This is a genomic window from Streptomyces sp. NPDC057099, assembly GCF_042671245.1.
In the GTDB taxonomy this organism is placed as follows: Bacteria; Actinomycetota; Actinomycetes; order Streptomycetales; family Streptomycetaceae; genus Streptomyces; species Streptomyces purpurascens.
In genome coordinates this window covers 1-26,747 of record NZ_JBHUTX010000028.1, presented here as the reverse complement: position 1 = coordinate 26,747, position 26,747 = coordinate 1, and the positions used below count along the sequence as shown (strand labels likewise).

The window sequence follows — 26,747 nt, the reverse complement described above, 5'->3', positions numbered from 1 at the left end:
CCTGAGGAGACTCAGTAGCCGCCGTTGTAAGGCTGCTGGTTCCCCTGCTGCTGTTGCTGGCCGTAGCCCGGGGACTGGGGGTACTGGTTGTAGTACTGCTGGTCGTTGTAGCCGTTCTGGTTGCCGTACGGCTGCTGCTGGTGCGGGGGCTGGTCGTCCGGGGTGATGCGGCGGAGCTGGGTCGTGGCGTCGTCCATGGCGGGCAGCTGGGACTGGGGGGCCGGGGCCGAGGCAGCCGCGCGCTTCTTCTTGGAGCGCTCGCGCAGGTACTCGATGATGATCGGGAGCACGGAGAGCAGGACGATCAGGATCAGGATCGACTCGACGTTCTTCTTGATGAAGCCGATCTGGCCGAGCCAGTAGCCCGCGAGGGTGACGCCGGTGCCCCAGGCGATGCCGCCGATCACGTTGTACGTGAGGAACGTGCGGTACTTCATGCGGCCGGCGCCGGCCACGATGGGGGCGAAGGTGCGCACGATCGGGACGAAGCGGGCCAGGACGATCGCCTTGGGGCCGTACTTCTCCATGAACTCGTGGGCCTTGTCCAGGTTCTCCTGCTTGAAGAGCTTGGAGTTCGGCCGGTTGAAGAGCTTCGGGCCCAGGAACTTGCCGATCATGTAGCCCACTTGGTCACCGACGACGGCGGCGATCACGATCAGCGTGCAGACCAGCCACAGCGGCTGGGTGATGTAGGTGCCCTCGGCCACGAAGAGGCCGGCCGTGAACAGCAGGGAGTCGCCGGGCAGGAACGCGAAGAGCCCGGACTCCGCGAAGACGATGAGCAGGATGCCGGGCAGGCTGAACGTGGAGATCAGATAGTCCGGGCTGAGCCACTCGGGGCCGAGCGCAAGCGTGGTCACGGGGATGTGGCTCCTGCTGCTGGGGGGATACGGGCTGGGGCTGACTGCCTCAAAGTATCAACGCGGCCGTCATGGCCCAGGTTCCATGGGCGTACTCAGGATGCACTGTGGGCGGTCCCGGTCAAAGCTGTGAACCATGGGCATCGACGAATACGGCGGTGGACAGGGCCCCCAGCCCGACGTCCTCGTCGTCACCACGAACGACGTACCCGGCTACCGCGTGCAGGAGGTGCTCGGCGAGGTCTTCGGCCTGACCGTGCGCTCCCGGCATGTGGGCAGTCAGATCGGCGCCGGGCTGAAGTCCCTGGTCGGCGGTGAGCTCAAGGGGCTCACCAAGACACTCGTGGAGACCCGCAACCAGGCCATGGCACGCCTCATCGAACAGGCACGCGCGCGTGGTGCCAACGGCGTGCTCGCGTTCCGCTTCGATGTGACCGAGGCGGCGGACGTGGGCACGGAGGTGTGCGCCTACGGGACCGCGGTGGTCCTGGCCCGGGAGTGACCCGTACGGGGTCCCGGGCCAGAGGTCACGCGGCGTGCCGGGCGGCGTTCGCCAGGATCGCGTCGCGCAGGTACCCCGCGAGGCCCGGGCGGATGGCGTCGTACGTCGCGGTGAACCGCGGGTCGGCGACGTACATCTCGCCCAGGCAGCTGTGCATCTCGTGCGAGCAGTCGTAGTACGTCCCGGCGATGAAGCGGCGGTGCTCCTCGGCCGTGTCCATGGCAGGCGCGGAGTCGGGCGGGGTGCCGTCGGTCATGAGGTCTGCCATGCGCAGGTGGATCGCGCCCATCTGCTCGTTGAGGCGCTTCCAGTCCTCCTTGGTGTACGAGGCCGTGCGCCGCTGTGACTGCCGGTAGGCGTCGGTGTCGCCCCAGCGCTCGCGCACCTCGTCCTCGTACTGGTCCGGGTCGAGGTCCCCGAAGACCTCGAACTTCTCCTCGGGGGTGAGGTCGATGCCCATGCTGCGTGCCTCCATGGCGTGCTCCACGGCCGCCGCCATCTTGCTCAGCCTCTCGATCCGGGCGGTCAGCAGTTCGTGCTGCCTGCGCAAGTGGGCGCGCGGGTCCGCTGCCGGGTCGTCGAGCAGGGCGGCGACCTCGTCGAGGGGGAAGCCGAGCTCCCGGTAGAACAGGATCTGCTGCAGCCGGTCGAGGTCGGCGTCGCTGTAACGCCGGTGGCCCGCGTGGCTGCGTTCGCTCGGGACGAGCAGGCCGATGTCGTCGTAGTGGTGCAGCGTGCGCACGGTGACACCGGCGAAGCCCGCGACCTGTCCCACGGAGTGGCTCACTTCCGCTCCCTTCTTGTCGTTACAAGGTTCACGGTCGGTCCTCACGCCACGTGAGGTGCAAGCGTGTTTCCGGTTTATGCCGTTTGATCCGTTTATCGTGTGCCCGTGGTCCAGGACTCCGCGCGGCAGGCGCCTTCCGTCACCCCCGCGACCCCCGCCCGTACTCTGCTGCCGTCGATCCTGCCCGCACTGGCCGTGGGGGTGGTCTCCAGCCTGCTCCTGGTGGGGGTGGAGGTCGCCGCCGAGCAGCTCGAGGACGTGCTGTGGCAGACCGTGCCGGACGCGCTGGGGATCGGCCGGTACTCCGTGGCGTGGATGTTCGCGATGCTGTTCGCGACGGGTGTCGCGGTCGGGCTGGTGGTGTGGAAGGTGCCGGGGCACGCGGGCCCCGATCCGGCCACCCTCGGCCTGGACGCCCCGGTCCTGCCGCCCGTCGTGCTGCCGGGGCTGCTGCTGGCGACCGCGCTGATGCTGGCCGGCGGGCCGAGCCTCGGTCCGGAGAACCCGATCATCGCCGCGAACGTCGGCCTGGCCGTCTGGCTGGGCGGCAAGGCCGTTCCACGGGCGCCGGGCCGGATGTGGCCTGCGCTGGCGGAGGCGGCGACGCTCGGCGCGCTGTTCGGCACGCCCGTGGCGGCGGCCCTCGTCATCTCCGAGGTGCTGGCCCGGCAGGAGACGCGCGGCCTGCTGTGGGACAACCTCTTCGCGCCGCTGACCGCCGCCGCGGCCGGTGCCCTGACCGCGAGCCTCATCGACCACCCCAGCTTCGACCTGAACCTGCCCCCCTTCGGCCGGCCGGGCTGGTCGGACCTGCTGGCGGCGGTCGTGGTGGCCTGCGTCGGCGCGCTGCTCGGCATGTGCGCCGTGCGCGCGCTCCCCTACGTCCACGGGGCCTTCCGACGGCTGCGGCACCCGATGCTGATGCTCCCGGCGGGCGGGATCGCGCTGGGCTGCCTCGCGGCCCTGGGCGGCCATCTGACCCTGTTCAAGGGGCTCGACGAGATCGCCGAGCTGGCGCACGACCCGGACGGCTGGTCGGCCGGGGAGTTCGCCGTCATGACGGTGGTGAAGCTGGCCGCGCTGGTGGTCGCCGCGTCCTGCGGGTTCCGCGGCGGGCGGATCTTCCCGGCCGTGTTCGTGGGCACCGCGCTCGGTCTGTGCGCGCACGCCCTGGTGTCCGGGGTGCATCCGTCGGTGGGGGTGTCCGCCGGGGTGCTCGGGGTGCTGCTGGCCATCACCCGGCAGGGCTGGATCAGCCTCTTCGTCGCCGCCGTGCTGGTGGTCTCGCCGGGGATCCTCACCCTGCTCTGTGTCGCCTCGCTGCCGGCCTGGCTGCTGGTGACGGGAGGACCGCAGATGCAGCTGCGGCAGGACGGGACGTCGCTGCGATGACACCGCTCCGATGACACCACCGCCCTTTTCGCACCCATCCCTGGAGGCTCCCTTGCCGCTCAACGAAGGCCCCCGTCAGTCGGGCGAACGCCGGCTGTGCGTCAACCCCTTCTACGGCCCCGCCAACCCGCTCGGCGACATGGCCGAGGCCCCGCCCACGCACCGCCTCCCGGACCAGCCCGTGGCACCGGCGACCGCCCATCAACTGGTGCGCGACGAGCTGATGCTCGACGGCAACGCGCGGCTGAACCTCGCCACCTTCGTCACCACCTGGATGGAGCCCGAGGCCGGGCTGCTGATGGCGGAGTGCCGGGACAAGAACATGATCGACAAGGACGAGTACCCGCGCACGGCCGAGCTGGAGCGGCGGTGCGTGGCGATGCTCGCCGACCTGTGGCACGCGCCCGACCCGGAGACGGCCGTGGGGTGTTCGACGACCGGGTCGAGCGAGGCGTGCATGCTCGCCGGGATGGCGCTGAAGCGGCGCTGGACGCGGCGCAACGCCGACCGGTACCCGGCGGCCCGGCCCAATCTGGTGATGGGCGTGAACGTGCAGGTCTGCTGGGAGAAGTTCTGCAACTTCTGGGAGGTGGAGGCCCGTCTGGTGCCCATGGCGGGCGAGCGGTTCCATCTGGACCCGCAGGCCGCCGCCGAGCTGTGCGACGAGAACACCATCGGGGTCGTGGGGATCCTGGGCTCGACCTTCGACGGGTCCTACGAGCCGATCGCCGAGCTGTGCGCGGCGCTGGACGCGGTGCAGGAGCGGACCGGGCTCGACATCCCCGTGCATGTGGACGGGGCGTCCGGTGCCATGGTCGCGCCGTTCCTCGACGAGGACCTGGTGTGGGACTTCCGGCTGCCCAGGGTGGCGTCGATCAACACCTCGGGGCACAAGTACGGGCTGGTCTACCCGGGCGTCGGCTGGGCGCTGTGGCGGGACGCGGACGCGCTGCCGGAGGAGCTGGTGTTCCGGGTGAACTACCTGGGCGGCGACATGCCGACCTTCGCGCTCAACTTCTCCCGGCCCGGGGCGCAGGTCGTGGCGCAGTACTACACGTTCCTGCGGCTGGGCCGGGACGGCTACCGGGCCGTGCAGCAGGCCGCGCGGGACGTGGCCACGGGCATGGCCGGCCGGATCGAGGCGCTCGGCGACTTCCGGCTGCTGACCCGGGGCGACGAGCTGCCGGTGTTCGCCTTCACGACCGCGCCGGACGTGACGGCGTACGACGTCTTCGACGTGTCCCGGCGGCTGCGCGAGAGCGGCTGGCTGGTGCCCGCGTACAGCTTCCCGCCACACCGCGAGGACCTGTCCGTGCTGCGGGTGGTGTGCCGCAACGGCTTCTCGGCGGACCTCGCCGAGCTGCTCACCCAGGATCTGGAGCGGCTGCTGCCGGAACTGCGCCGGCAGCCGCGCCCCCTGACCCGGGACAAGACGGCGGCCACCGGGTTTCACCACTAGCGGGTGTCGTCCGGCAGCACTCCGACGAACGGGGCGCCCTCACCCGCGAAGGTGTAGGCGCCCGCGCGGATGCGTTCGATGAGGTCGCGGGTCCACTGGGCGCCGGTGTCGGCCGAGTGGACCCAGAAGTTCATGATCTCGCCGATGTGGCCGAGCTGCTGCGGGCCGTCCTCGGGCAGGTAGTCCTCGACGACGGTCGCGCGCCACTCCTCGATGGACCGCACCCGCTGCTCCAGGAGGCCCAGGGCCTCTTCGCGGCCGAGGTCCACCATGAAGCCGAGCGCGGTGGTGAGGACGTCCGGCTTCTGGTCGTAGGCGGTGAGCGACTGCCTCAGCAGCTTGAAGTACTCCTCGGTGCCCTGCTCGGTGATCTCGTACTCCGTGCGCGGCGGGCCCCCGGCCGTGGACGGGGCGATCTCGTGCGCCACCAGCAGCCCTTGCTTCGCCATCTGCTTCAGGGCGTGGTAGATCGAGCCGGGCTTGGCGTTGGACCACTCGTGGGCGCCCCAGTACTCCAGGTCGCCCCGGACCTGGTAGCCGTGGGCCCGCCCGTGCTGGCGGACCGCGCCGAGCACGAGCAGGCGGATCGCTGACATGCCAACCAGGTTAGGACCCGGACTCCGCCTGCTGTTCCGCGGCCACCAGCGCGAAGGCGGTCGCGCCGTCCAGCGACTCGCGGACGATGTCGGCGTGGCCGGCGTGCCGGGCCGTCTCGCGGATCAGGTGGAGACACAGCCAGCGCATGGAAACCCGGCCGTCCGGCGGGAACCAGGGCTGGTCGGGCAGCGCGAAGGTGTCGTCGAGACTCGGCACCGAGCGGATGAACGCCTCCGTCTCGGCGGCGACCTTCTCCCAGTACGCCAGCTGCGATGCGACGGTCTCGCCCTCGACGAGCCGGAAGCACTCGTGCCAGTTGCTCTGGTCGCGTACGACGGCCGGCGGCTCGCCCTTGGCCATGGAGACCCACATCTGCTCGACCTCGGCGACATGCTTGACCAGCCCGGCGAGCGACAGCTCGCTGGCGCTGGGGCGGGAGGAGGCCTGCTCCTCCGTCAGGCCGAGCAGGGCCCGCCGGATGCCGCCGCGCTGCTCGGCGATGAAGGACAGGAGCGCTCCGCGCTCGTCGCCGGGTGCCTCGGGTCCCACGTGCTTCACCATGGACGGCCGCCTCTCGTCGGTTGGCCTGCTGCCTGACAAGGACGAAACTACGGACCCTTGCGGTCAGGTTCTGTCCGCAAGGGTCCCGGGTCCGCCCCACCTCTGCCTACCGCTCCAGGTACAGGCTCAGGTGCTGTCCGGTGTGCGAGTGCGTCGCCTTCGCCAGTTCGGCGGGCGTGCCCGTGAAGACGATCTCGCCGCCGGTGTTGCCGCCCTCGGGCCCGAGGTCGATGACCCAGTCGGCCTGGGAGATCACGGCCAGGTCGTGCTCGATGACGATGACGGTGTTGCCCCGGTCGACGATCCGGTTGAGCAGGCCGACGAGGTTGTCGATGTCGGACAGGTGCAGGCCGGTGGTCGGCTCGTCGAGGATGTAGACCGTGCCCGAGCCGGAGAGCCGGTCGGCGAGCTTGAGCCGCTGGCGTTCACCGCCGGACAGCGTGGCCAGCGACTGGCCGAGGCCGAGGTAGCCGATGCCGGTCTCGATCAGGGCCTTGGTCTTGGCGCGCAGCGGGCCCGAGAGGAAGAACTCCCCCGCCTCCTCGGCGGACATGGCCAGGACGTCCGCGATGTTCTTGCCGCGCACCCGGTGCTGGAGCACCGACTCCTTGAAGCGGCGGCCCTCGCAGACCTCGCAGTGCGTGGTGACCGGGTCCATGTAGGCGACCTCGGTGATGAGCAGGCCGCGGCCCTCGCACTCCTCGCAGGCGCCCTTGGAGTTGAAGCTGAAGAGGGAGGCGTCCTCGCCGCTGGCCTTGGCGAAGAGCTTGCGGATCGGGTCCATCAGCTTGAGGTAGCTCGCCGGGGTGGACCGCGAGGAGCGCGGGATGGGCGACTGGTCGACGAAGACGGACCCCGGGTACTGGTCCCGGAAGGCGTGGGCGATCAGGGAGCTCTTGCCCGCGCCTGCCACCCCGGTGACGGCGGTGAGGACACCGCAGGGGATCTCGGTGGAGACGTTCTTCAGGTTGTTGGCCGTGGCGTTCCGGATCGGCAGGGTCCGGCCCCAGGGGCGGGGGTTCTCCTTGATCCCGCCGGTGCGCCGCAGTCCCTGCCCGGTCAGCGTGTCGCTGGTGCGGAGTTCGTCGTAGGCGCCTTCGAAGACGATCGTGCCGCCGTGCACACCGGCCCGCGGGCCGATCTCGACGACGTGGTCGGCGACGGCCATGACGTCGGGGTCGTGCTCCACGACGAGGACCGTGTTGCCCTTGTCGCGCAGGGCGCGCAGCAGGTCGTTGAGCCGGCTGACGTCGCGGGGGTGCAGGCCGACGCTGGGCTCGTCGAAGATGTAGGTCAGGCCGGTCAGTTCGCTGCCGAGGTGGTTGACGAGCTTGAGGCGCTGGCCCTCGCCGCCGGAGAGCGAGGTGGTGGACCGGTCGAGGGTGAGGTAGCCGAGGCCGATGGCCTGGATCTGCTCCAGCGTCTCGATGATGGTGGTGACGAGCGGGGTGTCGAGCCGCTCCTTCAGCGTGGCGACGACGCCGATGAGGTCGCTGACCTGCATCTGGGACCAGTCGGAGATGTTGTGGCCGTCGATGCGGGTGGCGAGGGCCTTCTGGTTGAGCCGGGCGCCCTCGCAGGTGGGGCAGACGCCGTCGGTGAAGAACTCGGCGGCCTTGTCGCGGGCGGCCTTGCTCATGCCGCCGGTGTCCCGCTTGAGGTGGCGGCGGACGAAGCTGTCCACCAGGCCCTCGTAGCGCAGGGCCAGCACATTGCCGTTGGGGTAGGTCACCTCGACCGTGCCGGTGCTGCCGTGCAGCAGGGTGTGCGTCTCGTCGTCGGTGTAGTCCGCGAGCTTCTTCTCGGCGTCCAGGTGCTCGTAGTTGGCGTAGAACTGCCAGTTGGCGCTGCCGACGGTGTAGCCGGGCAGGAGGATGGCGCCCTCGGCGATGGACTTGGAGGGGTCGGTCATCAGCTCGGGGCTGGGGCGGCGGGCGCGGCCGAGGCCCTCGCACTCGGGGCACATGCCCTTGGGGTCGTTGAAGGAGTAGAGCCAGGTCTGGCCGAGTCCGTCGTTGCCGTGGTTGGCGAAGAGGACGCGCATCACGGTGTAGACGTCGGTGACGGTGCCGACGGTGGAGCGGGCGTTGCCGCCGAGGGGGCGCTGGTCGACGACGACCGGGGTGGTCAGCCGGGTGACGGCGTCGACGTGCGGGCGTTCGAACTTGGGCAGGTCGTGCCGGATGTTCCAGGGGAAGGTGGCGTTGAGCTGCCGCTGGGCCTCCACGGCGACGGTGTCGAAGACCAGGGAGGACTTTCCGGAGCCGGAGACGCCGACGAAGACCGAGATCCGGTTCTTGGGGATGACGAGGGAGACGTCCTTCAGGTTGTTCTCTCGGGCACCTAAGACCTGGATGCCCTCGTCGGTTGCGGTAACCGGCGTCTGGTTCACCGAGTCTCCTTCGAGGAAGCCCCGGCCTTCAGGCTGGGGAGGAATCGAACCCCTGCGGAGCAGGGCAAGGAACGGGGTTTCGTCTTCAGGGCGAAAGACCGTCCACGCGACCGGGCAGGCTGCCCGGCGTGCGGTGCGAGAGCCAAGTTCCGTACGCGCGCTGATCGAGAACCAAGACAGCGCACCCCAAGTGTCGCTCTACCGAACCGGGCAGGTTCCGTCCCGGCTGGTGTTGAGGGAGTAAGTCCTTGCTGGTCGCTGACCTGCGGGGCTTCCTGAACCAGGAAGCCCCGTGCTTTGGCTGGGGGCGGGTTCAAAAATCATCCTTTCCGTGTGGGGCTCACTGCGTTTGCGTCTGCGCGCGGACGGCGCGCAGGAGTTCGGGGTCCTGCGGGTCGACCGTGGGGCCGAACCGGCCCACGGGTTCGCCGGTGGGCGAGACGAGGAACTTCTCGAAGTTCCAGCGCACGTCGCCGGTGTGGCCCTCCGCGTCGGCGCAGGGGGTCAGGGCGGCGTAGAGGGGGTGGCGGTCCGCTCCGTTGACGGCGGTCTTCTCGGTGAGCGGGAAGGAGATCTGCTGCAGCGAGCAGAAGTCGGCGATCTCCTCGGGGGTGCCCGGCTCCTGCTCGCCGAACTGGTTGCAGGGCACCCCGATCACACTGAGCCCGTCCTCGTGATGCCGGCGCGCGAGCGTGTCGAGTCCGGCGTACTGGCCGGCCAGCGCGCACTGCGACGCCACGTTGACGATGAGCAGGGCCCGGCCCCGGTGCCGCGCCAACAGGTCGGGCTTGCCGTTGAGTTCCGCGATGGCGATGTCGAAGAGGCTCATGCCGTGCACGCTCATTTCACCGACTCCAGTCGTGGTCGACGTCCCGTCGGGTGGAGGGCGGCGGAACAGCCGGGGGGATGTGAGCCGGCCCGGGGGATCGGTCGGCTCACATCCCCGGTTCAGGGTGTGGTCATCGGCTCAGGGAGCGGTACTTGCGGACGGCCAGGGGGAAGAAGACCGCGAAGATCGCGAGGGGCCAGACGAAGGACATGAGCATGGCGTGTTCGGCGATCCAGGAGGTGCCTCCGACTCCGGGGTTGCCGAACAGTTCTCGGGTGGCGTGGGCGGTGGAGGAGAGGGGGTTCCACTCGGCGATGGTCGCCAGCCAGCCCGGCATCATCTCCGGGGAGGCGAAGGTGTTGGCGACGATGCCGAGCGGGAAGAGCAGGGTGTAGACGGCGGAGGCCGCCTCCGGGGTCTTGATGATCAGGCCGAGGTAGATGCCGACCCACAGCAGGGCGAAGCGGAGCAGGAGCAGGAGCGCGAAGGCGCCGAGCGCCTGGGCGAAGCCGTCGCTCCAGCTCCACCCGGCGATGACCCCGCAGCCCATGAGGATCATCAGGACGACGGTGCTGTAGAGCATGTTGACGATGCTCTGCCCGATGACGACCGAGGCGGCGGACATGGGCATGGAGCGGAACCGGTCGGTGACGCCCTTGGAGGCGTCGGCGGTGACGCCGGCCATGGTCTCGCCGATGCCGAAGGCCATCGACATGACGAACATGCCGGGCATCAGGAAGTCCATGTAGTCCCCGCCGCCCTCGACCTGCATCCCGCTGCCGAAGATGCCTCCGAAGAGCAGCACCATGAGGATCGGGAAGGCGAGGCCGGCGAGGATCTGGGTGGGGTTGCGGGCCCAGTGGGACAACCCGCGGAGCGTGAGCGTCCAGGAGTCCGCGAGGACCCAGCCCAGTTTGGCCAGCGGGTTCCTGGGCAGTTCGGGCGCGATGATCGCGGTCATGACTGGGCGACCTCCTTGAGGCTCTGCTCGGCGGACGTGGCCGACCTGTTGCCGGTCAGGTTCAGGAACACCTCGTCGAGTGTGGGCCTGCGCAGGGCGATGTCCTCGGCCTCGATGCCGGCGTCGTCGAGTTCGCGGGTGACCGCGGTGAGGGCGGCGACCCGGTTGGCGACGACGACACTGATGCGCCGGTTGTCGGTGTCCGTCTCGGGCTCGGCCTGCAGCAGCGCGCCGATCATGCGGCCGGCCCGCTCCAGGTCGTGGGACCTGCGGAGCACGACGTCGATCCGGTCCCCGCCGATCTTGTTCTTGAGCTGGTCCGGAGTGCCCGACTCGACGACCCTGCCGTTGTCGATCAGGGCGATCTTGTCGGCCAGCTGGTCGGCCTCTTCGAGGTACTGGGTGGTCAGCATGACCGTGCGGCCCTCGGAGACCAGGCCCCGGACGGACTCCCAGACGTCGTTGCGGCCCCGCGGGTCGAGCCCGGTGGTGGGCTCGTCGAGGAACAGCACGGAGGGGGCCAGGATGAGACTGGCGGCGAGGTCGAGCCGCCGCCGCATACCGCCGGAGTACTGCTTGGCCGGCTTTCCGGCGGCCTCGGTCAGGCCGAAGCGCTCCAGCAGTTCGTCTGCTCGGCTCTGCGCGGTGCGCTTGCCGATGTGGTACAAGCGCCCGAACATCACGAGGTTCTGACGGCCGCTCAGGTCCTCGTCCACCGCTGCGTGCTGTCCGAGGAGTCCGATGCTGTAGCGGACCTGGGCCGACTGGGTGGCGACGTCGTAGCCGGCGACCCGTGCGATGCCCTCGTCGTACTTCAGCAGGGTGGAGAGGATGCGGACCGCGGTGGTCTTTCCGGCGCCGTTCGGGCCGAGAAGGCCGTATACGACGCCTCGGGGTACCTCCAGGTCGAGTCCCGCGAGGGCCTCCTTGTCGCCGTACTTCTTCTTCAGAGCTTCGGTCTGGATCGCCAAATCGGCGCCGCCCATGCCCGCCCCTTCTTTCGGGTGCTCAAATTTGGGTACCCGGCGAGCATAGAGGAGGGCGGCCCGGATATTCAAGTTTTAGTACCCCCTCGTGTGCCCCCCGTCGGCGCCCTCCTCCGGGGCGTCCCAGTGGTCGCGGTGGGCGGCGTACCACTCGACCGTCCCCCGCAGTCCGTCGTCCAGCGACCAGCGCGGCGCGTAGCCGAGTTCGCGGCGGATCTTGGAGTCGTCCACCGCGTAGCGGAAGTCGTGCCCCTTGCGGTCCGCGACCCGCTGGACCAGGTCCCAGTCGCGCCCGCAGAGGGCGAGGAGACGGCCGGTCATCTCCTTGTTGGTCAGATGGGTGCCGCCGCCGATGTTGTAGATCTCCCCCGGCCGGCCCGCGTCCAGCACCAGCCGCACCGCCCGGCAGTGGTCGTCGACGTGCAGCCATTCCCGCAGGTTGGAGCCGTCCCCGTAGAGCGGGACCGGCTGCCCGTCGAGGAGCCGGGTGACGAACAGCGGGACCAGCTTCTCGGGGTGCTGGCCGGGGCCGTAGTTGTTGGCGCACCGGGTGATGCGCACGTCGAGGCCGTGGGTGCGCCAGTACGACCGGGCGATCAGATCGGCCGAGGCCTTGGACGCCGCGTACGGGGAGTTGGGCAGCAGCGGCTCGTCCTCCGTCCAGCGTCCCTCGGCGATGGAGCCGTACGTCTCGTCCGTGGAGACCTGGACGAAGACGCCCGTCCCGTGCCGCAGCGCCGCTTCGAGCAGGGCCTGCGTGCCGAGCACGTTGGTGCGGACGAAGGCCTCGGCGCCCGTCACCGAACGGTCCACGTGCGACTCCGCGGCGAAGTGCACCACCGCGTCGTGGCCCGGGAACACCTTGTCCAGCAGCGTGGCGTCGCAGATGTCGCCGTGCACGAAGGCCAGCCTCGGGTGGTGCCGGGGCAGGTTGTTCAGCGTCCCCGCGTAGGTGAGCTTGTCCACGACGGTCACCCGGTCGTCCTCGTGCCCCGGGTAACCGCCGCTCAGCAGTGTTCTGACGAAGTGCGAGCCGATGAAGCCGGCCGCACCGGTCACCAGGATGTTCACGCTTCTCCCGTCCTCGTCCCGTCAGCGTGCCGCGACCGGCGACCGGTGACGCGCGGTCAGCTTCTCCAGCGTCGGCACCACTTCGTTGGGGCTCGGCGCCGACAGCATGGCCAGGCGCAGCCGCCGCGCCCCCTCCGTGAACGCCGGGTCGTCGAGCACCCGGACGAGCTTGTCGCGCAGGATGTCGACGGTCAGGCCGTCGGAGTGCAGATGCAGCCCCGCGCCCAGCTCCTCCACCCGCTGGGCCCGGTAGATCGCGTCCCACATCCAGCCGAGAGCCACCTGCGGCACCCCGTAGGCGGCGGCGGTCGCCCAGGTGCCCGCGCCGCCGTGGTGCACGACCGCCGAGCAGCTCGGCAGCAGCGCCAGCAGCGCCACGTGGTCGACGACCCGCGTGTTGTCGGGCACCCGCGACACCTGGGCGAGTTCCTTCTCGCCGAGGGTCGCCACCACCTCCACGTCCAGGTCGGCCAGCGAGGCGAACACGTCGTTCACGTCGACGGCGTTGGGGAACTCCGTGTCCCGGATGGTGAGCCCGAGGGTGAGGCAGACCCGGCGGCGCTCCGGCGGGCGGCGCAGCCAGTCCGGTACGACGGCCGGGCCGGGCCCATTGTACGGCACGTAGCGCGTGGGCACGGTCGGCAGCCCCAGCTCCATCCGCACCCCGGGGGGCATCTGGTCGACCGACCAGTGTCCCGTGACCACGTCGGGGTCGAAGGCGGCCCCGTGCCGGTCCAGGGTGTACGCCAGCCACTCCTCCAGCGGGTCGTCGCGCAGCTCCTCGGGCAGGTCCGCCTGGCGCCGGCGCAGCGTCAGATGGGTGTTGGCGAAGAGGTCGGGGAAGGCCAGCAGCCGGGCGTGGGCGGCCCCGGTCGCCTTGGCGGCGATGGCCCCGGCGAAGGTGAAGGGCTCCCAGAGCACCAGGTCCGGCTGCCAGAACCGGGCGTAGTCGACGAGCGCGTCGATCATCGAGTCGTTGTTGATCTGGGCGTAGAAGGTCGCCGTCAGCATGGCGTTCGACGCCCGGAGGAAGTCGAGGCTCAGCCGCTCGGGCCGGTTCTCCAGATAGTCGCGGTCCAGGTGGTGCATGAGCATCCCGGGACCGACGGTGGGGATGACGGCGTCCATTCGGTGGTTCTCGCCCACCGGTACGGCCGTCAGACCGGCCCGGGTGATGCTCTCGACCGCGGCCGGCTGCCCGGCCACCCGGACCTCGTGCCCGGCGGTCCGCAGCGCCCAGGCGAGCGGGACGACGCCGTTGAGATGGGCGTCCTGTGCGAAGGCTGTCAGCAGTACACGCACGGCGGTGCTCCTCCCCTGGTGTGGGCCGGGCCGGTCATGCGACGGGGAAGCGCAGGACGCCGTGCAGCACCGCCGAGCGCATGCGGCGCAGCACCTCGGCGTTCGTGCGCAGGGCGGGCCGGAGCGATGCCAGGGCGCGGACCGCGGCCTCGGTCTGGACGCGGACCAGGGCGTCGGTGACCGGGGCGGCGGGGCCGCCGAGGAGGGTGAGCGACCGGTCGCCGTCGCTCCGGCCGGGCGTGAAGGCGTCCGGGTCCGCGAAGGCCTCCGGGTCCCGGTTGGCCGCGTCGACGAGCACCACCACGCGGCGGCCCTCCTCGATCGTCTTGCCGTCGAACTCGACCTGTTCGCGGGCGATACGGCTCTCGAACCGCAGCGGCGGAGCCAGCCGCAGGGCCTCCCGGACCGCGGCCGGGGCCGCCGCCGGGTCCTGCCCGATCCGCTGCCACTCCTCCGGGTGCGCCAGCAGCACCTCGACGGCGTTGCACACGGCGGTCGCGGTGACCTCGACGCCCACCACGACGGCGAGCGCGCCGATCGCGGCCGCGTCCTCGGGCGACAGCCCGGCAAGACCGGTGGCACGGCCGGCCTCGACCAGGCCTGTCAGCTCGGCGGACAGGCCCGACACGGCGGTGAGCAGCGACCGGGCGGTTCCCAGCTGCTGCGGGCAGTGGCCGGCGTCCAGGGCGGTGGCGAGGCCCGCGTGCAGTTCGGGCAGGCGCTCGCGGGTCTCGGCGGGCAGGCCCAGCACCTCGGCCACCACCCGCAGGGCGGCGGGGACGGCGAAGTCCCGGTACAGGTCGAACCGTTCGCCCGTCGCGCCGAGCGTCTCGCGGTAGGCCGCCTCGATCTGCGGCGCCCGTGCCGCGAGCGCCTCGGCCGACAGCAGCGGCGCGGAGACCTCGGCGAGCGTGGCGTACGCGGCCGGGTCGAGGTTGAGGCGGGCGTCGTCGAGCGGGACGACATGGCAGAGCAGGGGGTTGTCCCAGACGTCGACGCCCGGGTGGGACTGCGGCCCCTCCTCGGCGTGGCGCGGGGAGAACCGCGGGTCGTCGAGGACGCGGGCGCCGAGTTCGCGGCTCGCGGTGACCCACGCGCCGACGCTGCTCTCGTGCAGGCCCTGTTCGCGGGCGCGTGCCCCGTGGTCGAGCGGGTCGTCGTCACCGGCGCGCAGGATCATGGCGAAGGGATCGCCCTGGGCGCCGAAGATGAACTGCACGCCTCGGATGGTCAGCAGATGCCGGCCCAGCTCGCTGTCGGTCTGATCAGTCAGCATGACACCGTCCTCGAAGGATGAAGAAGGGCGAAGAGAAGAAGGGTGAAGAGGGAAGAAGCAGGGGCGAAGCGCCACCGGCGACGCTAGGCCGCGTGCCTACAAAGGCACTCGACACGCGCTACACGCCCAGAGCCCCGGCGGCGGCGCGTACGGCGGCCACGTCCTGCTCGGGCGTGCCGGGCCGGGCCGGGAGCAGGGGGACGACGGACGAGCGGCCGGACCGCACGGCCGGGTGGCGGCGGGCCAGCTGGGACAGGCCCTGGCCCGGACCGGCCTCGACGAGCACCAGGTCCCCTTCGGCGAGGAGCGCGTCGAGGGCGGGCCAGAAGAGCACCGGCGCGACGGGGTGACGGGACCAGAAGGCCGGGTCCTTGGTCTCCGCGGGGGTCAGGAAGCGGGCCGTGTACCCGGACATGACCGGGATACGGGGCTCGCCGACGGGGAGCGCGGCGATCCGCTCGCCGGCTCCGCGCATGGCCGGGGCCAGGGACGGGCTGTGGAACGCCGTGGAGGCCGGTACGCGCTGAAGCACGAACCCGGCGTCGGCGAGTGCCGCCGTGACGGTGCGCAGCGGGTCGTCGAGGCCGGCCAGGACCGTCTGGCGCAGGGCGTTGACGGCGCCGACGACCACGCCGTCGGTGAGGAAGGGCGCCACCTCGTCCTGGGTCGCGGCGACGGCGACCATCCCGCCGGGCGGCGCGTGTGCCAGCCGTCCGACGCGGTCGTGGACCAGGGCGGCGGCGTCCCGCAGCGTGAAGACACCGGAGAGGACCGCGGCCGCCACCTCGCCGATGCTGTGCCCGAGCAGGGCGACGGGCCGTACGCCCCAGTCGAGGACGAACCGCCCGAGGGCGTAGTCGACCGCGAACAGCAGCGGCTGGGAGCGCGTGACGTGGTCCATCACCGCGGTGTCGGCCGTCCCCAGCCAGTCCTCGCGCAGACCGGTGCTGTGGCCGCCGAGGTCGGTCAGGGCGGTCAGGGCCTCGTCCATCGCCTCGGCGAAGACGGGCTCGGCGTCCAGGAGTCCGGCGGCCATGCGCAGATGCTGCGAGCCCTGGCCGGGCAGCAGCAGGGCGACCGGGCGAGCGGTGCCGTTCATCGGTCCCTCCAGGAAGGCGTGTTCAGGATCTCGACCACGGCGCAGGACCAGCTGAAGCCCGCGCCGACGCCGAAGAGCAGGCACGTGTCACCGGGCCCGAGCGCCCCGGCGGTGACCAGGTGGTCGAGTCCGGCGAAGGGGTCTCCGGCGCCGAGGTGCCCGATCGTCCGGCTCCAGTCCCAGGTGGTGCGCTCGGGGTCGATGCCGAACTTGGCGAAGTAGGCGACATGGAGCCTGCGGTGGCCGAGGTGCGGCAGCACGAACCGGTCGATGTCCGCGAGGCCGAGCCCGGCGTCGGCGAGCGCCTGCTTGACGACGGACTCCTGCGCGGCCGCGACCCGGGCGACGGTCGGGGCCACACCGTGACCGGCCAGGAAGTCCCGCTTGTGCGCCTCCAGATCGACGACGTCGCGGTGGCTGAACGGGGCCGGGCCGAAGGGGTCGTCGCCCCGGTGCATGCCCTCCAAGTCGGGTGCGGAGACGGTCGCGACGCTGCGGACCCGGGCGAAACCGGAGTGCCGCGAGACGACGAGGGCGGTGCCGCCGTCGCCGTAGACGGTTCCGGGGTCGCTGCGCCACCGGTCGAAGCCCGGCGGGCAGAAGCGGTCGCCGGTGGTCACCAGGGCCGCGATCCGGGCCGGGTCGGCGGCGAGGTAGGCCCAGGCCAGGTCGAGGGCCGCCATGCCGCCGTTGGAGACCTGCCGGACCTCCAGCGCGGGGCACTGGTTGCCCACTGCGGTCCGCTGGACGTAGGAGGCGGGGGCCCACAGGTCGAAGCCCTGGTAGTAGAAGCTGGCGTGCAGCACCAGGTCGATGTCGCCCGGTTCGGCGCCGGCCCGCTCCAGCGCCGTCCGGGCGGCCCGGGCCGCCATCTCGGGAGCCGGCTCCCCCGCGGAGACCGTCACCGACTCCATCCGGGTGGAGCGGGCGACGGCGGCGTCGCACCGCCCGTCGGCGACCGCGTCCGCGAGGCGTTCGGCGGGGGGCAGCCAGGTGCCGGTCGAACGGATGTACAGATCGCCGCCGTTCATGCCGTCCCCCTCTCCCCGACCGGGTACGCGAGGGCGTCGGCGGAGGGGGAGCGACCGTCCGCGGCCCGTGCGGCGGGCGGCGGCCACGCTCCGGTCGCCCCGATGCACGGCCTCCCGCCGTTCACGCCGCCACCCCCTGCCCGGACCCGGTGAGCGCTGCGGCGGGAGCGGGAGCCCGTACGACCATGGCGCTGTTGAAGCCGTGGTGGCCGCGGGCCAGGACCAGTGCCGCGCTGCCGGAGACCGGCCGGGGCCGGCCGACGACGAGGTCGAGGCCGTAGGCGTCGGGGACTCGGGTGACGTTGACCGTGGGCGGGGCGAGCCCGTCGCGCAGGGTCAGCAGGGCGGTCACCACATCGAGCGGGCCGGCGCCGGAGTAGAGCCGGCCGGTGGCCGTCTTGGGCACGGTGACCGGGACCCCGCCCGCGCCGAAGACCGCGGTCAGCGCCTCGGCCTCGGCCGCGTCGAGTTCGGGCACGCCCGCGCCGTCGGCGAGGACGACGGCGATGTCCTCCGGGTCGGCTCCGGCGTCGGCGAGCGCCTGCTCGACGGCCCGCCGCAGGGTCGGGGGCCGCCCGGACCCGGGGCGCGGGTCGAAGGTGGCGCCGAATCCGGCGATCTCGCCGTAGGGGTGACGCCCCCGGGCCCGGGCCCCTTCGGCGCTCTCCAGGGTGAGCAGCGCGCCGCCCTCGCCGGGCAGATGACCGGAGGCCCGGTCGTCGAAGGGCAGGTAGGCGTCGGCGGTGAGCCGTCCGCCGGCCAGCTGGGCGGCCATGCCGTACGGGCACAGGGAGCAGTCCATGCCGCCGGAGATCATCAGTTGCGCACCGGCGCGGATCTGGCGTCCGGCGTGGGCGAGGGCGTCCAGGCCCCCGGCCTGCTCGCCGACGAAGACGCCGGTCGGCCCGTTCATGCCGTGCCGGATGGAGATCTGGCCGGTGTTGACGGCGTAGAACCAGGCGAACGACATGTAGGCGCTGACCTTCTTGGGGGACTCGCCCCACAGGTGCTGCAGTTCGCGCTGGCCGAAGCCGAAGCCGCCCGAGGCACCGGCCGTGACGACGCCGCGTGCCAGCGACGGCACGGAGTCGAGGTCGATGCCCGCGTCGGCGACGGCCCAGTCCGCCGCGGCCAGGGCGAACTGGGTCATGCGGTCGGTCTGCGGGATGAGCCGGCTGGGCAGATGGTCGCGCGCCTCGAACCCGGTCACCTCACCCGCGTGCCGCGTGGGATAGCGCGCGGGGTCGAAGGCCTGGACGCGCCGGATGCCGTCCTCACCGCGCAGCGTCGCCGCCCAGTAGGCGTCGAGTCCGATGCCGGTGGGGGCCACGACCCCGATGCCCGTGACCACGACCGGGGTCATGCGGCCCGCCCCTCGGGCCGGCGCAGCACCATGGCGCTCTGGAAGCCGCCGAAGCCGCTGCCCACGGTGAGCGCGGCCGACATGGCGCGCTCCCTGGCGTGCAGGGGGACGTAGTCCAGGTCGAGTTCGGGGTCGGGGTCGGTCAGGTTCGCGGTGGGCGGGATGACGCCGTGTTCGAGGGCCAGCGCGGTGGCGGCGACCTCGATGGAGCCGATGGCGCCCAGCGAGTGCCCGATCATCGACTTGATGGAGCTGACCGGGATCCGGTGGGCCGCGGCGCCGAGACTGCGCTTGAGGGCGGCGGTCTCGTGCACGTCGTTCTGCTTGGTGGCGGTGCCGTGGGCGTTGACGTAGCCGAGCGCGTCGGGGCCGAGCCGGGCCTCGTCGAGGGCGGCGTCGACGGCGGCGGCCAACTCGCGTCCGTCGGTGCGCAGTCCGGTCATGTGGTACGCGTTGCCGCGCGAGGCGTAGCCGGCGATCTCGGCGTACACATGGGCGCCCCGGGCCCGGGCCGCGGTGAGTTCCTCGAGGACCAGGACGGCGGCGCCCTCGCCGAGGACGAAGCCGTTGCGGGTGCGGTCGAAGGGGCGCAGCGCGGTCGCCGGGTCGTCGTTGCGGGGCGAGGTGGCCCTGATCGCGTCGAAGCAGGCCACGGTGATCGGGGAGATGGGGGCGTCGGTGGCCCCGGCGATCATCACATCGGCCAGGCCCTCGCGGATGAGGGCGACCGCGTGCCCGACCGAGTCGAGGCCGGAGGTGCAGCCGGCCGAGACGACGGTGCAGGGGCCTTCGGCGCCGGCCTCCCAGGCGAGTTCGGCGGCCATGGAGCTCGGCACGAAGTGGTCGTAGAGCTGGGCGCTGGCTGCGGTGTGGTCGACCAGCCACTCCTGTCCGCCGCCGCTCAGGGCCAGATACTCCTGTTCGAGCTTCTGGGTGCAGCCGACCGCGCTGCCGAGGCTGACGCCGGTGCGGTGGGCGGTCTCCGGGCCGGGTTCCAGGCCGCTGTCGGTGACGGCCTCGCGCAGCGCGACCAGGGCGAACTGCGCCGCCCTGTCGAGCCGTTCGGCGTCCTCGGCGCTCAGCCCCTGCTCCGCGGCGTCGAAGTCGCACTCGGCGGCGATCCGGGAGCGGAAGGGGGCGGGGTCGAAGAGGCTGATGGTCCGGGTGGCGGTGCGGCCGCCGGTGATGGTCTGCCAGAACTGCTTGGTGCCGATGCCGCCGGGGGCCACCACGCCGATGCCGGTGATCGCGACCCGCCGGGTCATCGTGCCTCCCCGGTCGCGCTGTGCCGCTCCAGGTAGAGGTTGGAGTTGCTGGTGCTGATCGCCCGCAGCGCCTCGGCGTGCGGCCGGAAGTCGGCCTGGCCGACGGCGGCACGGAAGGCGGAGACGTCCGACCAGCGGGCGATGTTGACGTAGCTGTGCGGCTTCTCCAGGTGGCGTACGAGGGTGTAGCCGAGGAATCCGGGCTGGCGCTCCATGAAGCGCGCCGTACGGGCGAAGACGTCCTCGAACTCCTCCGGGGAGGTGCGAAGCGTGAAGCTGTTCACGAAGGTGGCCGGGCCGCCGGAGGCGGGGCCGGGCTGATCGGCTGACATGGGATCGGTGCTCCTCATCGTCCGGGCGTCCGGCGACGCGTACGCCGAGGTCAGACTGAAACCCTCCGGCGCGTTCCTCGCGGCGGCCTAGTAGACGGCTGGATCCCGCCCCCGGTCAGGGACCCCCGCGCCCCAGCCGCACGGGGGTGCCGACGTCCCGCTGCCAGGCGTGGCCGAGTCCGGCGACGGCTGCGATGACACTCCAGCCGGCCAGCTCACCGCCCTGGTAGCGGACGATGTCGGAGCCGCTGCGCCGGGGCAGGGCCCGGCCCGCGACGATCTCGGCGAGCGGCAGCGGCTCGTGCCGGTCGCCCGGGGAGCGGCCGTAGGGCGAGGCGAGGCTGACGTGCCGGACGGTCGGGCTCGGGCCGGCGGGCGCGGCCTCGGGCAGCCCTGCGGCCCGGCCGGTGTCGGCGGCGAAGGAGCGTCTGCGGATCACCGGGTCGCCGGGGCCGCCCGGAGGGGCGGGCGCGGCCGATTCGCCCGGGGCGGCGGGCGGGTCCGTGGCGGTGGGCGCGGCCGGGTCGACGGGCTTGGCCGGAGCGGTGGACGTGGCCTGGTCGAAGGGCGTCGCCGGGGTGCCCGGGGCGGCCGTCACGACCGCCGCGGTCTGGTCGATCAGGAGCGCTCCGGCCGCGAGCCATTCGGCGCGGACGGGCGGGTGGCCGCCGGTGGTGGCGACGACGTCGGCGCCCGCGGCGGTGGTGCGGGCGTCCTCGGACACCCGCACCCGCAGGCCGGTGCGCAGGGCGGCGGCGGCCGCGAAGTCCCGGGCCTGGTCCGGCTCCCGGCCCACGACACGCACCTCACAGAGCGAGGGCAGGGCGTGGTGCAGGACGAGAAGGCAGGACCAGGCCGCCTCCCCGGTGCCGAAGAGGCCGAGCGCGGAGGGGGCCGGCGGGGCGAGGTACCGCGCGGCGAGTCCGGCGGGGATGGCGCCGCGCCAGCCGTCGAGGGCGCCGGCGTCCACGAGCCCGAGGAGGGACCCGTCATCGGCGAGCAGCAGTTCCACGCATGCGGCGGACAGGCCCGCGCCGGGTTCGAGCCGGACGGCGAAGCAGCGGCCGAAGGGGCCGGAAGCGTGCGGTCCCACGGTCAGCCGGCAAGGCGTGGCGGGCAGCAGGACCAGGGTCTCGGGACCGAGCGCCGGACCGTGGCCGAGGAGCAGTCGCTGGACGTCGGAGAACCGCTCCTCCATGAAGGCCTCGTCGTCGAAGGCGTCGTCCACGTCTTCCGAGGTCAGCATGATCGGCACAGCGATCGTCCTCTCGGGACCGGCGTCATGGGTATACAAACTTGAGTATCACGGGAGGCGTGCCGTCCTCCACCCGATCCCGATCAACGGCCGGAAGGGCTCCCCGTCAGGCGCCCTTCTCCTCGCCCGCCATGACGTAGGCACCGGCCTCCAGGCGCTCGATCAGCGCCTCGGTCCAGGCGGCCTGACTGGCGGCGCCGTGCTCCCAGAGGCCGAGCAGCTCACGGATGTGGGCCCGCTCCTGCCGCTCGCCGGCCGTCTCGTCGACCTTGGCGATCAGCTCCGACTGTTCGGCCGAGAGCGACGCGATGCGCTCGCGCAGCAGACCGATCGCCTCCTTGCGGCTGAGCGCGGGCAGCAGGACGAGCGCCGCGCCCAGCATGTCCGCCCGGTTGTTCCCCTGGCGCAGCGCGTCACGCAGCAGCCGGAAGAACTCCTCGTCGCCCGGCGGCGCGATCTCGTAGTCGACCCGGCCCGGCCAGTCCGGGATGTCGGTCGACTTCAGCAGCCCGTCCTTGGCCAGCTGCCGCAGCGCGTGGTAGATCGAGCCGAACTTGATGTGCGCCCATTCGTCGGCACCCCAGGACAGCAGCTCGGAACGGACCAGATAGCCGTGCGCCCGGCCGTGCATGCGCACGACGCCCAGAACGAGCAATCTCGTGGCAGACATCGTCTCCCTGCTGAATCTCCCTCACGGCACGGACCGGCAACCGGTGCTCCGCCCTCAAGGGGTCCTTTCACTGAGGCCGGGCCCCGCCGGCTGCTCCCACGGTAGTACATGACCTGCTGTTCTCCGCGAGCGCGGGAGGGGCTCAGCGCGCGATACGCCCCGGATCGAGTGCCGCTGCAACGACTCTCGACTGCCGCACGAGGTCACGGCCCGAGGGTGGAGGCCCATCGCATACGGGTCGTTCGCCGGAACAGGGGTTGGGATGCGGGTACTCTTCACCACCTTCGCCGCCAAGTCGCACATGCACGCCCAGGTGACACTCGCCTGGGCCCTGAAGGCAGCGGGCCACGACGTCAGGATCGCCAGTCATCCCGATCTCGCCGACGAGATCACCAAGACGGGGCTGACCGCCGTCGGGGTCGGGGAGGAACTGCATCTCGACGAGCAGATGCAGGAGACCCAGGAGAACATCGGCCAGGACGTCGACCAGCTGGAGAGCCAGGCGCAGGTCGGTCTCGACATGAGCGAGACCCGGCCGGAGCGGCTCACCCCGGACTACACGCTCGGGGTGTTCACGGCCATGACCTCGGTCGTCTTCCAGAACTGCTGCTCGGACCAGATGGTCGACGAGCTGGTGGAGCACTGCCGCTCCTGGAAGCCGGACCTGGTCCTGTGGGACACCATGACCTTCGCCGGCGCGATCGCCGCCATGGCCACCGGGACGGCGCACGGCCGGCTGCTGTTCGGGCTCGACCTGGCGGGCCTGATGCGCGAGACCTTCCTCGGGCAGCTGGCCGCGCGCCCGCCGGAGCTGCGGGACGACCCGCTGCGCGAGTGGCTCACCTGGAGCCTGGAGCGGCACGGCGCCTCCTTCGAGGAGGCCGCGGTGACGGGCGACTTCACCGTCTGCCCGCTGCCGGCGTCCATGCGGCTCCCGGTGGACCTGCACTACGTGCCGATGCGGTACGTGCCGTACAACGGCCAGTCCACGGTGCCGCAGTGGCTTCAGGAGCCGCCGCGCAAGGGCCGCCGGGTGTGCATCACGCTGGGTGTGGCGCACCGCGAGGTGCTCGGCGCCGACCGGGCCTCCATCGGGGACCTGCTGGAGGCGGTCGCGGGGCTGGAGGACGTCGAGGTCGTCGCCACGCTCAACGAGAAGCAGCTGACGGACTTCGACACCCTGCCGGACAACGTACGGGCCGTGGACTTCGTCCCGCTCGACGCGCTGCTGCCCACCTGCGACGCGGTGATCCACCACGGCGGGTCCGGCAGCTTCGGCACGGCGATGATCCACGCCGTGCCCCAGCTCATCGTCGTCGACGGCGTCTGGGACACCATCAACAAGTCCCGCTACCTGGAAGAGCGCCAGGCCGGGCTCTACGTGCCGGGCAAGCTCAGCGCGAAGGGGCTGCGCGAGCTGCTCGTCCGCCTGCTGGAGGAGCCGGTCTTCAAGCGCAACGCCGAGGCCCTGCGGCGCGAGGCGCTCGCCGCGCCCGCCCCCGCGCAGGTCGTTCCCACGCTGGAGCGCCTGGCCGTCGAGCACCGCCGCCGGTGACCGGCGCGCCGCACCCGCACACGCCCGGGCCGCCGGCCCTGCCGTACCCGACTACCTCCCGGACGGTGAACCAAGCGATGCAGATCCGTAAGCTCGAGGTCGAGGGGGCGTACGAGTTCACCCCCCGTCAGTTCCGCGACCACCGCGGGCTGTTCGTCTCGCCCTTCCAGCTCGACGCGTTCCAGCAGGCCCTGGGGCGGCCGCACTTCCCGGTGGCGCAGACCAACCACAGCCTGTCCCGGCGCGGCACCATCCGCGGCATCCACTTCACCGTCACGCCGCCCGGCACCGCGAAGTACGTGTACTGCGCGCGCGGCCGGGCCCTCGACATCGTGGTCGACCTGCGGGTCGGCTCGCCCACCTTCCGGCGGTGGGACGCGGTCGAGATGGATCAGGTCCACTTCCGTGCCTCGTACTTCCCGGTCGGCGTCGGCCACGCCTTCGTCGCGCTCGAGGACGACACCGTCATGTCGTATCTGCTCACGGGCCCCTACGTGGCCGAGAACGAGCTCGCCGTCGACGTCTTCGACAAGGACCTGGGCGTGCGGCTCCCCTCCGGCCTGGACACGGTGCAGTCGGAGCGGGACGCCGCCGCGCTGTCCTTCGCCTCGGCCCGGGCCCAGGGCCTGCTGCCCGACTACGCCGAGTCCCGGGCGGTCGAGGAGGCCCTGTGGCAGCCCTCCGGCATCGGCGCCACGCGCTGAGCCCGGCGATGTCCACCACCACACAGGGCGGCCCGGCCGCCGGGACCGTGGCCGTGCTGGGCTCCACCGGATGCGTCGGCCGCAGCCTCTGCGACGAACTGCTGCGGACCGGGCACCGGGTGCTCGCGGTGGCCCGGCACCCGGCCCCGCACACCCGTGCGGACGCCTTCGTCCCCCTCGATGTCGCCACCGCCGCGCCGGAGGAGATCGCCGCGCTCCTCGACCGGCACGGCGTCACCGCCGTCATCAACGCCACCGGCGGCTGGGGCACCACCGTGGAGGAGATGCGCAGCGCCCACATCGACCTGGTGGAACGCCTGGTCGAGGGGTGCGTCGCGACCTCCCGGCGGCTGCGGATCGTCCAGATGGGGTCGATCCACGAGTACGGGCCCGTGCCCGACGGGGTCCGCATCGACGAACAGCGCGAACCCGGCCCGCTGACCCCGTACGGGCTGACCAAGCGCACCGGCTCCGAGCATCTGCTCGCCCGGACCCGGGCGGGCCGGGTGGACGGGGTCGTGCTGCGCGCGGTCAACGTCTGCGGACCCCACACCCCGACGGCCAGCTTCCTCGGTGCCGTCGTGGCCCGGCTGCGCGCCCTCGGCCCCGGCGAGGTGATCGGCCTCGATGTGGCCGACGCCCGGCGGGACTTCGTCGACGTACGGGACCTGGCCCGGGCGGCCGTCGCCGCGGTGCACGCGCCTGTGACCGGCCTGGTCGTGAACATCGGGCGCGGCGAGGCGGTGCCGATGCGCGACCTGGTCGACGCCCTGTTCGACGCGGCCGGTGTGGACGCCGCGTCGGCGAAGCTCAACTCCGCCGAGGTCGCCAGCAAGGGCGGCGGCTGGACCTGCGCGGACATCCGGTTCGCCGCCCAGGTGCTCGGCTGGCGGCCCACGATCCCGCTCGGCGAGTCCGTCCGGGCGATGTGGGAAGCGGCAGCGGACACCACCTCCCTGGAGGTCTCATGAGCGACACCCCTGCCCCCTCTTCCGCGGCGACACGAGATCCCGTCGAACGGCGGATCGACGATTCGGCCCGGCTGCGGACCGGCCCCCTCGGCGATCTCTCCGACTTCACGGACTGGTTCGCCGACTACGGCCGGCGGGCCTACACCCATGTCGACCGGGTCCCCCTGCACGCCCTGGAGGGCTGGGAGACCGACCCGGGCACCGGCGATCTGCGCCATCACACGGGCCGGTTCTTCACCGTGCACGGGCTGGAGGTCAGCAACCCGGGCGCACCGGTGGCCCGGTGGACCCAGCCGATCATCAACCAGCCCGAGATCGGCATCCTCGGCATCCTCACCGCCCCGATCGACGGGGTGCTGCACTGCCTGATGCAGGCGAAGGTCGAGCCCGGCAACGCCGAGGGGCTCCAGCTCTCCCCGACCGTCCAGGCGACCCGGAGCAACTACACCCGGGTCCACCAGGGGCGGGCGGTGCCGTATCTGGAGCACTTCATGGACATCCACAGCCGTCCCGGGGTGCTCGCCGACGTACGGCAGTCGGAGCAGGGGTCGTGGTTCTACCGCAAGCGCAACCGCAACGTGGTCGTCGAGCTGCCCGAGCCGGTGGAGGCCCTCGACGGGTACCGCTGGATGACGCTCGGCCAGATCCATGAGCTGCTGGGGCGCCGGGACACGGTCAACATGGACGCCCGGACCGTGCTGTCGTGCCTGCCGTTCACCGGTGCGGACACCGAGAAGCCCGACGGGGACGACTTCGGGTCGGCGCTGCTGCGCTCGGGCGATCCCGGGGCGGTGAGTGTGCACAGCGCGGCGGAGATCCTCGGCTGGATCACCGACCGGCGCACCAGCAGCGACATCGCGGTCCGCCGGGTCGCGCTCGGCGAACTGCGCGACTGGAGCCGCACCGACGACCGCATCCGCCATGACGCGGGCGCCTTCTTCGACGTCATCGGGGTCCAGGTCGACGCCGGCGGCCGTGAGGTCCACCGGTGGAGCCAGCCCATGATCGAACCGGTGGGGCAGGGCGTCATCGCCTTCCTCGTCCGGCGGTTCGAGGGGGTGCTGCACGTCCTCGTGCACGCGCGCGTGGAGCCGGGCTTCGCGGACGTGGTGGAGCTGGGCCCCACCGTGCAGTGCGTCGCGGAGAGCCACGCGCAGCTGCCCGCCGGGACCGCGCCGCCGTTCCTCGACGAGGTGCTGGGGGCTCCCGCGGAGCGCGTCCGGTTCGACACGGTGCTCTCCGAGGAGGGCGGGCGCTTCTTCCACGCGCTGAACCGCTACCTGATCGTGGAGACCGACCAGGACGTGCCCCGCGACCATCCCGACCACCGCTGGATGACGCTGCACCAGCTGTCGGAACTGCTGCGGCACAGCCACTACGTCAACGTCCAGGCCCGCAGCCTGATCGCCTGCCTGCACAGCCTGTACCACGCGGGCTGACGGCGGGGACCCCGAAACGCCGTGTCCCGGTGAGGCGGTCCGCCTCACCCGGTCACGGCGTTTACCCCCCCGGCACCGGGGCACAGGC

The 26,747-nt window shown here is 72.0% G+C and carries 25 protein-coding genes; 7 read left to right on the top strand and 18 right to left on the bottom strand.

The annotated features are described in order from the left end of the window. Positions 1 to 11: 11 nt before the first annotated feature. Entirely contained in the window at positions 12 to 860 is an 849-nt protein-coding gene (locus tag ACFT4A_RS28010) for a DedA family protein (protein ID WP_382835082.1), read from the bottom strand. A gap of 136 nt (positions 861 to 996) precedes the next feature. Here ACFT4A_RS28010 and ACFT4A_RS28005 point away from each other — a divergent pair, with 136 nt between their 5' ends. Continuing rightward, on the top strand, positions 997 to 1,362 hold the full coding sequence (locus ACFT4A_RS28005; protein WP_382835079.1) for a YbjQ family protein: 366 nt from the start codon (positions 997 to 999) through the stop codon (positions 1,360 to 1,362). 25 nt (positions 1,363 to 1,387) lie between these two features. Here the strand turns inward: ACFT4A_RS28005 and ACFT4A_RS28000 are convergent, their stop codons facing one another. Then, positions 1,388 to 2,149, bottom strand: a complete 762-nt coding sequence (locus ACFT4A_RS28000; protein ID WP_382835076.1) for a MerR family transcriptional regulator — start codon at positions 2,147 to 2,149, stop codon at positions 1,388 to 1,390. A gap of 105 nt (positions 2,150 to 2,254) precedes the next feature. On the opposite strand from ACFT4A_RS28000, the gene ACFT4A_RS27995 reads away from it, so the two are divergent. Together ACFT4A_RS27995 and ACFT4A_RS27990 are read left to right on the top strand one after the other, a co-directional pair. Beyond that, a complete protein-coding gene (locus ACFT4A_RS27995) occupies positions 2,255 to 3,541 on the top strand; it encodes an ion channel protein (protein WP_382835073.1) in 1,287 nt (428 codons plus the stop codon). Positions 3,542 to 3,593: 52 nt separating this feature from the next. Next, positions 3,594 to 5,000 carry a glutamate decarboxylase gene (locus ACFT4A_RS27990; RefSeq protein ID WP_382835070.1) on the top strand — a complete coding sequence of 469 codons (1,407 nt, stop codon included), beginning with the start codon at positions 3,594 to 3,596 and terminating at the stop codon, positions 4,998 to 5,000. On the opposite strand, the gene ACFT4A_RS27985 is transcribed toward ACFT4A_RS27990, so the two are convergent. The 16 genes from ACFT4A_RS27985 to ACFT4A_RS27910 form a co-directional block, all read right to left on the bottom strand. Next, entirely contained in the window at positions 4,997 to 5,596 is a 600-nt protein-coding gene (locus ACFT4A_RS27985) for a PadR family transcriptional regulator (RefSeq protein ID WP_382835068.1), read from the bottom strand. The two genes, ACFT4A_RS27990 and ACFT4A_RS27985, sit on opposite strands and share 4 nt — an antisense overlap. Before the next feature lie 10 nt (positions 5,597 to 5,606). Next, positions 5,607 to 6,158: a DinB family protein gene (locus ACFT4A_RS27980; RefSeq protein WP_382835065.1), complete on the bottom strand. Its 552-nt coding sequence runs from the start codon at positions 6,156 to 6,158 to the stop codon at positions 5,607 to 5,609. 106 nt (positions 6,159 to 6,264) lie between these two features. Further along, positions 6,265 to 8,550, bottom strand: a complete 2,286-nt coding sequence (locus ACFT4A_RS27975; RefSeq protein ID WP_382835063.1) for an ATP-binding cassette domain-containing protein — start codon at positions 8,548 to 8,550, stop codon at positions 6,265 to 6,267. 340 nt (positions 8,551 to 8,890) lie between these two features. Continuing rightward, complete coding sequence (locus tag ACFT4A_RS27970; RefSeq protein WP_382835218.1) at positions 8,891 to 9,379, bottom strand: glutathione peroxidase; 489 nt, start codon at positions 9,377 to 9,379, stop codon at positions 8,891 to 8,893. 130 nt (positions 9,380 to 9,509) lie between these two features. Continuing rightward, positions 9,510 to 10,340, bottom strand: a complete 831-nt coding sequence (locus tag ACFT4A_RS27965; protein WP_215119846.1) for an ABC transporter permease — start codon at positions 10,338 to 10,340, stop codon at positions 9,510 to 9,512. Next, complete coding sequence (locus tag ACFT4A_RS27960; protein WP_382835060.1) at positions 10,337 to 11,326, bottom strand: ATP-binding cassette domain-containing protein; 990 nt, start codon at positions 11,324 to 11,326, stop codon at positions 10,337 to 10,339. The genes ACFT4A_RS27965 and ACFT4A_RS27960 overlap by 4 nt, the downstream gene beginning before the upstream one ends. A 75-nt stretch (positions 11,327 to 11,401) precedes the next feature. Next, positions 11,402 to 12,397 carry a dTDP-glucose 4,6-dehydratase gene (gene rfbB, locus ACFT4A_RS27955; RefSeq protein ID WP_382835057.1) on the bottom strand — a complete coding sequence of 332 codons (996 nt, stop codon included), beginning with the start codon at positions 12,395 to 12,397 and terminating at the stop codon, positions 11,402 to 11,404. Between the two features lie 21 nt (positions 12,398 to 12,418). Next, positions 12,419 to 13,699, bottom strand: coding sequence for an activator-dependent family glycosyltransferase (locus ACFT4A_RS27950; protein WP_382835054.1), 1,281 nt, complete (start codon positions 13,697 to 13,699; stop codon positions 12,419 to 12,421). Positions 13,700 to 13,733: 34 nt separating this feature from the next. Then, entirely contained in the window at positions 13,734 to 14,975 is a 1,242-nt protein-coding gene (locus tag ACFT4A_RS27945; RefSeq protein ID WP_382835051.1) for a P450-derived glycosyltransferase activator, read from the bottom strand. Positions 14,976 to 15,093: 118 nt separating this feature from the next. Next, on the bottom strand, positions 15,094 to 16,074 hold the full coding sequence (locus ACFT4A_RS27940) for an acyltransferase domain-containing protein (protein WP_382835049.1): 981 nt from the start codon (positions 16,072 to 16,074) through the stop codon (positions 15,094 to 15,096). Next, positions 16,071 to 17,105: a ketoacyl-ACP synthase III family protein gene (locus ACFT4A_RS27935; RefSeq protein ID WP_382835046.1), complete on the bottom strand. Its 1,035-nt coding sequence runs from the start codon at positions 17,103 to 17,105 to the stop codon at positions 16,071 to 16,073. The genes ACFT4A_RS27940 and ACFT4A_RS27935 overlap by 4 nt, the downstream gene beginning before the upstream one ends. A 121-nt stretch (positions 17,106 to 17,226) precedes the next feature. Further along, positions 17,227 to 18,468 carry a ketosynthase chain-length factor gene (locus ACFT4A_RS27930; RefSeq protein WP_382835043.1) on the bottom strand — a complete coding sequence of 414 codons (1,242 nt, stop codon included), beginning with the start codon at positions 18,466 to 18,468 and terminating at the stop codon, positions 17,227 to 17,229. Beyond that, positions 18,465 to 19,733 carry a beta-ketoacyl-[acyl-carrier-protein] synthase family protein gene (locus ACFT4A_RS27925; protein ID WP_382835040.1) on the bottom strand — a complete coding sequence of 423 codons (1,269 nt, stop codon included), beginning with the start codon at positions 19,731 to 19,733 and terminating at the stop codon, positions 18,465 to 18,467. The genes ACFT4A_RS27930 and ACFT4A_RS27925 overlap by 4 nt, the downstream gene beginning before the upstream one ends. Continuing rightward, positions 19,730 to 20,065, bottom strand: a complete 336-nt coding sequence (locus tag ACFT4A_RS27920) for an antibiotic biosynthesis monooxygenase family protein (protein WP_382835037.1) — start codon at positions 20,063 to 20,065, stop codon at positions 19,730 to 19,732. The genes ACFT4A_RS27925 and ACFT4A_RS27920 overlap by 4 nt, the downstream gene beginning before the upstream one ends. A gap of 115 nt (positions 20,066 to 20,180) precedes the next feature. Then, the gene (locus tag ACFT4A_RS27915; protein ID WP_382835034.1) at positions 20,181 to 21,311 is read right to left on the bottom strand and encodes a hypothetical protein; all 1,131 of its coding nucleotides are present in this window, start codon (positions 21,309 to 21,311) and stop codon (positions 20,181 to 20,183) included. A gap of 115 nt (positions 21,312 to 21,426) precedes the next feature. Continuing rightward, complete coding sequence (locus tag ACFT4A_RS27910) at positions 21,427 to 21,990, bottom strand: PadR family transcriptional regulator (RefSeq protein ID WP_382835031.1); 564 nt, start codon at positions 21,988 to 21,990, stop codon at positions 21,427 to 21,429. Positions 21,991 to 22,252: 262 nt separating this feature from the next. Here ACFT4A_RS27910 and ACFT4A_RS27905 point away from each other — a divergent pair, with 262 nt between their 5' ends. The 4 genes from ACFT4A_RS27905 (at position 22,253) to ACFT4A_RS27890 (ending at position 26,659) form a co-directional block, all read left to right on the top strand. Further along, positions 22,253 to 23,545, top strand: coding sequence for an activator-dependent family glycosyltransferase (locus ACFT4A_RS27905; RefSeq protein ID WP_189725830.1), 1,293 nt, complete (start codon positions 22,253 to 22,255; stop codon positions 23,543 to 23,545). 77 nt (positions 23,546 to 23,622) lie between these two features. Next, positions 23,623 to 24,249 carry a dTDP-4-dehydrorhamnose 3,5-epimerase family protein gene (locus ACFT4A_RS27900; RefSeq protein WP_382835028.1) on the top strand — a complete coding sequence of 209 codons (627 nt, stop codon included), beginning with the start codon at positions 23,623 to 23,625 and terminating at the stop codon, positions 24,247 to 24,249. Next, the gene (locus ACFT4A_RS27895) at positions 24,216 to 25,220 is read left to right on the top strand and encodes an NAD-dependent epimerase/dehydratase family protein (protein ID WP_382835026.1); all 1,005 of its coding nucleotides are present in this window, start codon (positions 24,216 to 24,218) and stop codon (positions 25,218 to 25,220) included. The genes ACFT4A_RS27900 and ACFT4A_RS27895 overlap by 34 nt, the downstream gene beginning before the upstream one ends. Beyond that, positions 25,217 to 26,659 carry an NDP-hexose 2,3-dehydratase family protein gene (locus ACFT4A_RS27890; protein WP_382835023.1) on the top strand — a complete coding sequence of 481 codons (1,443 nt, stop codon included), beginning with the start codon at positions 25,217 to 25,219 and terminating at the stop codon, positions 26,657 to 26,659. Before ACFT4A_RS27895 ends, ACFT4A_RS27890 begins: the two co-directional genes overlap by 4 nt. The last annotated feature ends 88 nt before the right edge of the window (positions 26,660 to 26,747 follow it).